The 9,860-nt window shown below is 69.1% G+C and carries 8 protein-coding genes; 4 read left to right on the plus strand and 4 right to left on the minus strand.

Annotated features, from left to right (window positions below; translation table 11 throughout):
* Nucleotides 1-8 precede the first annotated feature (8 nt).
* Together D7V80_RS18220 and D7V80_RS18225 are read right to left on the minus strand one after the other, a co-directional pair.
* Nucleotides 9-1,331, minus strand: a complete 1,323-nt coding sequence (locus D7V80_RS18220; protein WP_120589373.1) for an amidohydrolase family protein — start codon at nt 1,329-1,331, stop codon at nt 9-11.
* Between the two features lie 27 nt (nt 1,332-1,358).
* Nucleotides 1,359-2,171 carry an MBL fold metallo-hydrolase gene (locus D7V80_RS18225; protein WP_199738723.1) on the minus strand — a complete coding sequence of 271 codons (813 nt, stop codon included), beginning with the start codon at nt 2,169-2,171 and terminating at the stop codon, nt 1,359-1,361.
* 330 nt (nt 2,172-2,501) lie between these two features.
* On the opposite strand from D7V80_RS18225, the gene D7V80_RS18230 reads away from it, so the two are divergent.
* Nucleotides 2,502-4,595, plus strand: coding sequence for a S46 family peptidase (locus D7V80_RS18230; protein ID WP_120589375.1), 2,094 nt, complete (start codon nt 2,502-2,504; stop codon nt 4,593-4,595).
* 133 nt (nt 4,596-4,728) lie between these two features.
* Nucleotides 4,729-5,493: a phytanoyl-CoA dioxygenase family protein gene (locus D7V80_RS18235; protein ID WP_120589376.1), complete on the plus strand. Its 765-nt coding sequence runs from the start codon at nt 4,729-4,731 to the stop codon at nt 5,491-5,493.
* A gap of 12 nt (nt 5,494-5,505) precedes the next feature.
* On the opposite strand, the gene guaA is transcribed toward D7V80_RS18235, so the two are convergent.
* Nucleotides 5,506-7,059: a glutamine-hydrolyzing GMP synthase gene (gene guaA / locus D7V80_RS18240; protein ID WP_120589377.1), complete on the minus strand. Its 1,554-nt coding sequence runs from the start codon at nt 7,057-7,059 to the stop codon at nt 5,506-5,508.
* Between the two features lie 124 nt (nt 7,060-7,183).
* On the opposite strand from guaA, the gene D7V80_RS18245 reads away from it, so the two are divergent.
* A complete protein-coding gene (locus tag D7V80_RS18245) occupies nt 7,184-7,768 on the plus strand; it encodes a hypothetical protein (protein ID WP_120589380.1) in 585 nt (194 codons plus the stop codon).
* 93 nt (nt 7,769-7,861) lie between these two features.
* On the opposite strand, the gene guaB is transcribed toward D7V80_RS18245, so the two are convergent.
* Nucleotides 7,862-9,319 carry an IMP dehydrogenase gene (gene guaB / locus D7V80_RS18250; protein WP_120589378.1) on the minus strand — a complete coding sequence of 486 codons (1,458 nt, stop codon included), beginning with the start codon at nt 9,317-9,319 and terminating at the stop codon, nt 7,862-7,864.
* Nucleotides 9,320-9,483: 164 nt separating this feature from the next.
* On the opposite strand from guaB, the gene D7V80_RS18255 reads away from it, so the two are divergent.
* The coding region (locus D7V80_RS18255) for a TIGR02266 family protein (protein ID WP_120589381.1) at nt 9,484-9,860 on the plus strand (377 nt) is incomplete at its 3' end.

Consider the following 9,860-nt stretch of genomic DNA (forward strand, 5'->3'; position numbering starts at 1 on the left):
CGAGTGCCTTACGGCGCGGCGCGTGAGCCGGCCGGTGTGTCGTTGCGGTGGATGACGCCTTCCTTCATCACGAAGAAGACCTTCTGCGTCACGCGGATGTCCTGGAGCGGATTGCCCGGCACCGCGACCACGTCCGCCAACTTCCCCTGCTCCAGCGTCCCCAGCTTGTCCGCCACCCCGAGCAGCTCCGCCGTGTTCACCGTGGCGGTGCGCAAGGCCTCCGCGGGCGTCAGGCCGGCCTGCACCAGCAGCGCGAACTCCTCCGCGTTGCGACCGTGGGCGAACACGCCCGCGTCCGTGCCGAAGGCGATGCGCACGCCCAGGGAGATCGCCTTGCGCAGCACGTGCTCCCGCCTCCGGTCCACGGCGCGCAACTTGGCGACCGTGTCCGCCGGTAGCTTGCCCTGGTCCGCCAGTTCCTTGATTCCGAAGAACGCAAAGGCCGTGGGCACGTACCAGGTGCCCTTCTGCTTCATCAGCGCCACGCCCTCATCGTCCATCAGCGTGCCGTGCTCGATGGAATCCACACCCGCGCGGATGGCTCGCTTCGCCCCTTCCGCGCCGTGCGCGTGCGCGGCCACCTTGCGCCGGTGCGCGTGCGCTTCGTCCACCACCGCGTCCAGCTCCGCCTGGGTGAACTGCGGCGCGTCCGGGTCCGCGTTGAGGCTCATCACGCCTCCCGTGGCGCAGACCTTGATCACGTCCGCGCCGTACTTCACGTTCTCGCGCACCTTGGCGCGCAGCGCGTCCGGACCATCCGCCACGCCGCGGCTGGCGTCCTGGGCCAGGAGTCCCTTGCGGAACGAATTGCCGTAGTCGCAGTGCCCACCCGTGGAGCTCAGGCTGGACGTCGCCGCGAGGATGCGCGGCCCCACCACGATGCCGCGCGCGGTGGCGTTGCGCAGCCCCACGTCGATGAAGTCCTCCGCGCCCAGGTTGCGCACTGTCGTGAAGCCGGCCATTAGCGTCGCTCGCGCCCACGGCAGCGTGTCCAACGTCTGCTCGGGGATGGTGCGCTGGAAGCTGTCGATGAGGTCCTTTCGCCAGTCCGGACCGGGCTCCACCGTCATGTGCGTGTGCGCGTCCATGAAGCCCGGCAGCAACGTGGCGTCGCCCAGGTCCACGATGCTCGCGCCTTCGGGCACCGGCGCCTTCGGGCCTACGCCCACCACCCTTCCCTCCGACACCACCACCACCCCTGGAGTGACGACCTTCCCCGCCTTCGCATCGAACAGGCGGGCGGCTTTCAGCACCTGGACCCGGGCGGGTTCAGCGGCGGAGGCGGAGGACAGCGACCACAGGAGGGAGCCGAAGAGCAGAGCGCGTCGCAAGGTCCCGCCATGCTACCGCCTGCGCCCTCACGCTCGCATCTGGTCGAACTCCACGGCGCAGTGGGCGGAGAACACCTTCACCTCGTGCCCGTGTGCGCGAACCAGGCCGCGCAGCCGCTCCTGGTTCTGGAGCCGCACGGCGTTGTTCTCGGAGAACAGCCGTTGGAACAGCGCCAGGCCCCATGGGCTTCGCGGCGCGACCGGATCCACCTCGTGGTGGCTGAAGTACGCGTCCCCCGCGTGCAGCATCCAGCCTGCGGGCCCCTTCACCGCGACGCCGCAGTGGCCCGCCGAATGGCCCGTCAGCGGCACCAGCAGCACCTCCGCGTCCAGGCCTGGAATGAGCCTCACCGACTCGAAGCCGAACCAGCGCTCCCCTTCCACCGCGTACGGGTTCCACTTCGGCCCGTGCGCCCACTGGACCGGCTTGTAGCCTTGCCTCTTGCCCGCCATCGCCGCGGCGTGCTCGTCCGCGAAGAGGTGGACCTGGGCGTCCGGGAAGTCCGCCAGGCCCCCGGCGTGATCCATGTCCAGGTGCGTGGGCACGATGTGCCGGACGTCCTCGCGCCGGAAGCCCAGCCGCTCCACCTGGGCCAGCGCCGTCTCCGACGCATCCAACCGGGGCGCGCTCCGGCTTACGAAGCGCTGTCCCAGCCGCCCCCGCGCGTCCTGAACGTCTTGGGTCCCCAGGCCCGTGTCCACGAGCACGAGCCCCCGGGACGTCTCCAGCAGCAGGCAGTGGCAGACCATCCGGGCAGGCTCGAACAGGCCACCCGAGCCCGTGACGAACCGGGCACTGGAGGGACACAGGGTTCCACAGTTGAGGTGATGGATTCGCATGGCCGGCAAGGTACGGGCCGGGCCCGTCGCCCGATTGGAGGAATCGGCCATCCTGCCCGGGCTCCGGGTTGAAGCGAAGGTCCGTCCTGGGCACCACGCCGGGTGCATGGGCGCGCGCACAGGCGGCCTGAGCGGGCCAGGATGCGCTGCGTCGGGACCCGGAGGGTGGGGAAAGCGCCTGCACGGTGCGCATCCCAGGGAATCGTTCGGGCGCTCGGACGTTATGCGGCTGGCGGAGGCGTTTTCCCAGCTTGACCGACGCTGGGGCATCCACCACAAACGTCCCGTCCCCGCGGAGCTCCGTCCCGCGGCCCGAAAGGATCCCATTCAATGAAGCGATTGGTCGTCATCGCCGCCCTCGTGGGTGCCGCCCCGGCGCTCGCCGATGAAGGCATGTGGACGTACAACAACTTCCCCGCCGCCAAGGTGAAGGAGAAGTACGGCTTCCAGCCGGATCAGCAGTGGCTGGACAAGCTCCGCCTGGGCGCGGTGCGTCTGGCCGGCGGCTGCTCGGCGAGCTTCGTGTCGCCGGACGGCCTGGTGATGACCAATCACCACTGCGCGCGCGGCTGCATCGAGCAGCTGTCCACCGCGAAGCAGGACTACCTGGCCAACGGCTTCTACGCGAAGACCCAGGCCGAGGAGAAGCAGTGCCCGGCGATGGAGGTGAACCAGCTCGTCGAGATCACCGACGTCACCGAGCAGCTCAACAAGGCCACCGCGTCGCTGACCGGCAAGCAGTACTCGGACACGCTGAAGGCGGAGATGTCCAAGGTCGAGAAGGCCTGCGCCAACGGCGACGACAAGGTGCGCTGTGACCTGGTCACGCTGTACCAGGGCGGCAAGTACAACCTGTACAAGTACCGCCGCTTCCAGGACGTGCGCCTGGTGTTCGCCCCGGAGCACGCCATCGCCTTCTTCGGCGGTGACCCGGACAACTTCGAGTTCCCCCGCTACGACCTGGACGTGACGTTCGTGCGCGTCTACCAGGACAAGCAGCCGGTGAAGACGCCGGACTACTTCAAGTGGTCCGAGGGCGGCGCGAAGGAGAACGATCTCACGTTCGTGGCCGGCAACCCGGGCCGCACCTCGCGCGCGCTGACCATCGCGGAGCTGGAGTACACCCGCGACGTGTCCCTGCCCAAGACGCTCATGTACCTCTCCGAGCTGCGCGGCATGCTCACCGAGTTCCAGAAGCGTGGCCCCGAGCAGAAGCGCATCTCCAGCAACCTCCTGTTCGGCGTGGAGAACGGCCTGAAGGCGTCCAAGGGCCGCCACGAGGCGCTGCTCGACAAGAAGTTCTTCGCCTCCAAGGTCGCCGCGGAGCAGGAGCTGCGCAAGAAGGTCGACGCGAACCCCGAGCTGAAGAAGAAGTACGCCGCCGCCTGGGACGAGATCGCCAAGGCGGAGGCCCAGCTGCTCACCATCCGCGAGGAGCTGAACTTCATCGAGCAGGGCAACGGGCTGTCCGCCAGCCTGTTCCACATCGCCAAGGCGCTGGTGCGCGCTGGCGACGAGCTGCCCAAGGACAACGGCCAGCGGCTGCGCGAGTTCAACGACGCCAACCAGCCCGCGCTCAAGGCGCAGCTCTTCAGCCCCGCGCCCATCTACCCGGAGCTGGAGATCGCCCGCCTGACGTACGGCCTCACCAAGATGCGTGAGGAGCTGGGCGCCAAGCACCCGTTCGTGAAGAAGGTGCTGGGCAAGGAGTCCCCGGAGCAGGTCGCCACCCGCGTGGTGAAGGGCACGAAGCTCACCAACCCGAAGGCCCGCCAGGCGCTCTGGGACGGCGGCAAGAAGGCCGTGGACGCGTCCAAGGACCCGATGGTCCAGCTGGCCCTGCTGACGGATCCGGACTCCCGCGCCATCCGCAAGAAGTTCGAGGAGGAGGTGGAGTCCGTCATCAAGAAGAACAGCGAGCTCGTCGCCAAGGCGAAGTTCGACATCTACGGCACCAGCCAGTACCCGGACGCGACCTTCTCCCCGCGCGTGTCCTTCGGTTCCGTGAAGGGCTACTCGGATAACGGCCAGCAGGTCGCCCCCATCACCCAGATGTCCGGCACCTTCGAGCACGCCACGGGCCAGGATCCGTACGCCCTGCCCAAGTCGTGGCTGAAGGCGGAGAAGGTCATCACCGGCACCACGCCGATGAACTTCGTCACCACCAACGACATCATCGGCGGCAACTCCGGTTCGCCCGTGGTGAACAAGAACCAGGAGGTCGTCGGCCTGGTGTTCGACGGCAACATCCAGTCGCTGGGCGGCGAGTACGGCTTCGACGAGTCCGTGAACCGCACGGTGGCCGTGCACTCGGAGGCCATCATCGAGGCGCTCCAGAAGATCTACGGCGCCACCCGCGTCCTGGAAGAGCTGCGCCCCGGCAGCACCAAGGTCCCGCCGGTGAAGGCGAACCCGGCGGGGTAGTCTTCCCCTCCGAGTCCTGAAGTCCCCAGAGGCTGTCCGGTTCGCTCCGGGCAGCCTCTTTGTTTGTCAGGGAAAGCGGCTACCTGGAGTGAAGTCACGGCGCCCCGGCACTTCCCCCGGGGACAGGAGGCAGATGGACGCGCGCGCCGAGCAGTTCATGCGGGACGGGTTGCTTCGCATCGACGGGGCCTTCCCCCGGGAGGTCGCGGACGAGGCCCGGGCCCTTCTCTGGCGGGACACGGGGTGCGACCCGGACCAGCCCTCCACCTGGACCCGCCCCGTCATCCGCCTGGGCATGTACACGCAGAAGCCCTTCGTGGACGCCGCGAACACGCCCGTGCTGCACGCGGCCTACGACGCGCTCGTCGGCGCCGGGCGGTGGCTGCCGCTCGGGGCCATGGGCACGTTCCCCGTGCGCTTCCCCTCCCCCTCTGACCCGGGTGACGCGGGGTGGCACATCGACGTGGGCTTCGACTTCGACAAGCCGGACTTCATGGACTGGCGCGCCAACGTCGCGTCCAAGGGCCGGGCGCTGCTCATGCTCTTCCTCTTCTCCGACGTGGGCGAGGACGACGCGCCCACCCGCATCCGCGTGGGCTCGCACCAGGACATCGCGCGGCTCCTGGGCCCGGCGGGCGAGGCGGGCCTCACGCTCCGTCAGCTCGCGGCCAATGGCTTCGCGGAGTCCGCCCACCGGCGGGAGGTGCTGGCCACGGGCGAGGCGGGCACGGTGTACCTGTGCCACCCCTTCCTCGTGCACTCGGCCCAGCCCCACCGGGGGACGCGGCCGCGCTTCATGGCGCAGCCGCCGCTGCTGCCCCGGGAGCCCCTGAGCCTGGCCCGGCTCCCGGAGGACACGTCGCCGGTGGAGGAGGCCATCCGGCGCGCGGTGACGTGAGGCGCTACCGCCTCACTCCCACTCGATGGTGGCGGGCGGCTTGGAGGAGATGTCGTAGACGACGCGGTTGATGCCGCGCACCTCGTTGGTGATGCGCGAGGAGATCTTCTCCAGGATGGGGAACGGGAGGCGCGCCCAGTCCGCCGTCATCCCGTCCACGCTGGTGACGGCGCGCAGCACGCAGGTGGACTCGTAGGTGCGCTCGTCGCCCATCACGCCCACGCTCTGCACCGGGAGCAGCACCGCGAAGGCCTGCCACACCTCCTTGTACAGGCCGGCCTTGTGGATCTCCTCCTGCACGATGGCGTCCGCGCGGCGCACCAGGTCCAGGCGCTTCTCGTTCACCTCGCCCAGCACGCGGATGGCCAGGCCCGGGCCCGGGAACGGCTGGCGGGAGACCATCTCGTCCGGCAGGCCCAGCTCGCGGCCCAGCGCGCGGACCTCGTCCTTGAAGAGCTCGCGCAGCGGCTCCACCAGCTTGAGCTTCATCTGCTCCGGCAGGCCGCCCACGTTGTGGTGGCTCTTGATGGTGACGGACGGGCCCTTCCACGACACGGACTCGATGACGTCCGGGTACAGCGTGCCCTGCGCCAGGAAGCCCGCGTCCTGCACGTCGCGCGAGGCCTCCTCGAACACGGCGATGAACTCCCGGCCGATGATCTTCCGCTTCTGCTCCGGATCCGTGACGCCGGCCAGCTTCGACAGGAAGCGCTCGCGCGCGTCCACCGTCTTCAGCGGCACGTGGAAGCGGTCCACGAAGAGCGCCTCCACCTGCGCCCGCTCGCCCTGACGCAGCACGCCGTTGTCCACGAAGATGCACTGGAGCCGGGGGCCAATCGCCCGGTGCAGCAGCAGCGCCGCCACGGAGCTGTCCACGCCGCCGGACAGGCCGCAGATGACGCGGCCTTCATCACCGACCTGCTTGCGGATGGTCTCCACCGCCTCGTCGATGAAGCCCTTCATCGTCCACGAGCCGGTGACCTTGCAGTCGTTGAAGAGGAAGGCGCGCAGCATGGCCTTGCCCTGCGGCGTGTGGACCACCTCCGGGTGGAACTGGAAGCCGTACCAGGGGTTCGTCTTGTGCGCCGCCGCCGCGAAGGGCGAGTTGCCGCTGCGGCCAATGGCCTCGAAGCCGGGCGGCAGCTCGTCCACCCGGTCGCCGTGGCTCATCCACACCTGCACCTGGTCGCCCGGGCGGAACTCCGCGAAGGGGCCCCGCGCGGCGAGCACCTCCACCGCGGCGCTGCCGAACTCGCGGTGGGCGCTCCGGTCGATGCGGCCTCCCAGGAGCTTGGAGATCAGTTGGAGGCCGTAGCAGATGCCCAGCACGGGGACGCCGGCCTCGAAGACGAAGGGGTCGCAGCGCGGGGAGCCGGGCGCTTCCACGGACGCCGGCCCGCCGGAGAGGATGATGCCCTTCGGCGCGAACTGCCGGATGTCGGCGGAGGGGAGGTCCGGGCGGTGGATCTCGCAGTAGACGCCCAGCTCGCGCACCCGGCGGGCGATGAGCTGGGTGTACTGGCTCCCGAAATCAAGGATCAGGATCTTCTCGGAGTGCAGGTCCACCGGCGATTCTCCCAGGGGGCGTCGTTGACGGGTGGGGGCCCTTATCGCTACAAACTTCGGGAAATCAACGCTGAAAGGCCGTCAATTGTTCGTGCGCCGCCTGTCCGCTTCCACTGCAGCAGCCATGCTCCTCCTGTCCGCCTCGGGGTGCGTGAAGGAGATCACCTCCGACGAGCGTCTGGAGCGTGACACCCGCAGCGTCGCGGTGAAGGACGCGCCCGGGGTCAGCGAGCTGTCCAAGCTCACCTGTGACGACACCTCCGCGCCCCTCAACAAGGCGCGGGACGTGAACCGGCCGGAGTCCGACCGGCTGGTGGACTACGTCAACCTGTACTCCTCGCTGAAGGACCGCACGCACACCTTCGAGGAGGCCATGGCCCGCAACCCGGACCTGAGCTACCGCGAGGGCAGCCAGAACCTGGTCAACGCCAAGGACTCCTGCATCCAGCAGACCGCGGACGTCCGGGTGGAGTTCGAGACCTACGTGCGCGAGCTGGTGGACGTGCCCACCGTGCAGGAGATCAAGGGGGGCAACACCGTCACGGTGGCCCGCCTGGACTTCGGCACCCTGAAGAAGGCCATCGAGACGCTGGATCCGGACGACCGCGAGTCGCTCATCCAGCGCGTCAACGCGGCGGAGAAGCGCGTGTCCACCACGGCCGCCCCCGCCGAGGACACGTCCTCCGGCGGCAAGCGTCGCGGCAAGTAGCCGCCCGCCGTCCTCCCCCGGTGCGTTGACCGGGGGAGACTCCCCTGCCCCGAAGCCTCCCGGTGACGGTGAGGCCTTGGGGCGGTGGAAGCCCTACTCCATCCGGTAGTTGGGCGCTTCCTCGGTGATGATGACGTCGTGCACGTGGCTCTCCTTGAGCCCGGCGGACGTGATGCGCGTGAAGGTGGCCTTCGTGCGCAGCTCCTCGATGGTGGCGCAGCCCACGTAGCCCATGCCGCTGCGGATTCCGCCCAGCATCTGGTGCACGTTCATGGCGAGCGTGCCCTTGTACGGGACGCGGCCCTCGATGCCCTCCGGCACCAGCTTCACCGCCTCCACGTCGGACTGGAAGTAGCGGTCCTTGGCGCCCTGCTTCATGGCGCCCAGGCTGCCCATGCCCCGGTAGCTCTTGTAGCTGCGGCCCTGGTACAGGATGACGTCGCCGGGGGACTCCTCCGTGCCGGCGAACAGCGAGCCGATCATCACGGAGCTGGCGCCCGCGGCGAGCGCCTTCACGATGTCGCCCGAGTACTTGATGCCGCCGTCGGAGATGATGGGGACGCCGTGCTTGTCCGCCTCGCGGGCGCAGTCGTCCACCGCCGTCACCTGGGGCACGCCCACGCCGGCCACCACGCGGGTGGTGCAGATGGAGCCCGGGCCAATGCCCACCTTCACCGCGTCCACGCCCGCTTCAATCAGGGCGCGCGTGCCCTCCGCGGTGGCCACGTTGCCGGCGATGAGGTCGAAGCCCTTGAAGTTCTTGCGCGTGTCGCGCACGCCTTCGATGACGCCCTTCGAGTGGCCGTGCGCGGTGTCCACGACGATGACGTCCACGCCCGCCTTCACCAGCGCGTCGATGCGGGCCTCGCGGTCCGCGGACACGCCCACGGCGGCGGCGCAGAGCAGGCGGCCCTTGGCGTCCTTGGCGGCGAACGGGTGGGTGCGGCGCTTCTCGATGTCCTTGATGGTGACGAGGCCCTTGAGCTCGTAGGCCTCGTTGACGACGAGCAGCTTCTCGATGCGGTGCTCGTGCAGCAGCTTCGTGGCGTCGTCCTGGGTGATGCCCTCGCGGCCGGTGACGAGCTTCGTCGTCATCACGTCCTCGACCTTCTGGGACAGGTTCTTCTCGAAGCGCACGTCGCGGCTGGTGAGGATGCCCACCAGGCGCTTGCCCTGCACCACGGGCACGCCGGACACGCCGTGAACCTTCATCAGCTCCAGCGCGCGGGCGAGCGGCGCCTTCGGATCGATGGTGATGGGGTCCACCACCATGCCGCTCTCGAACTTCTTGACCTTGAGGACCTCCAGGGCCTGCTGCTCGGGCGTCATGTTCTTGTGGATGACGCCGATGCCGCCCTCCTGGGCCATGGCGATGGCGGTGCGCGCCTCCGTCACGGTGTCCATGGCGGCGGACAGCAGGGGCACGTTCAGCCGGATGTTGCGCGTCAGTCGGGTGGTGAGGTCGGCATCACGCGGGGTGACGGCGCTCTCACCGGGCAGCAGGAGCACGTCGTCGAAGGTGAGGGCCAGCCGGATATCGGGGTTCAACATGGGGGCTCCCGGAGGCCCCGCGGGGCACCAGCGCCCGGCGGGTGCGTGTCCATACGGTTTGCGCGGCTGCCGCGCAACGGAAGAAGGTTTTTTGCCGCTCGTTCCCAGGGACTTCAGGTGATACTCGGCGTCCCACCAACACTTCTTGGGACTTGGACCGGGCCTTGGCGGAATTGAATCAAGCGGGGGCGGTGGGGCTGGTGGTGAAGCTGCCCTTCGCCACCCCCGAGGAGTTCCTCGCGAAATACGGGGGCAACATCACCCGGGGCGGTATCTATTTGCGCGCCAAGGCCGTGCGCCCCCCAGGCACGGCCGTTACCCTGGACCTCCGCCTGGCAAGCGGCGACCGGCTCCTCTACACGGCGGCCATCGTCCACTTCGTCACGGGCCAGCAGGGCCAGGGCATCTCCGGCATGGGGCTGAAGTTCGGGGAAGCGGATCCCCCGACCCGCCGGTTCCTGGAGTCCGCGGTCGCCATCCTCCCGCACGCCCAGTCGGACGTACCGCCCGTGCCCAACGGCGTGGGCCCCGCGGACTTCAC

Source organism: Corallococcus sp. CA054B, from assembly GCF_003611625.1.
Taxonomy (GTDB): domain Bacteria; phylum Myxococcota; class Myxococcia; order Myxococcales; family Myxococcaceae; genus Corallococcus; species Corallococcus coralloides.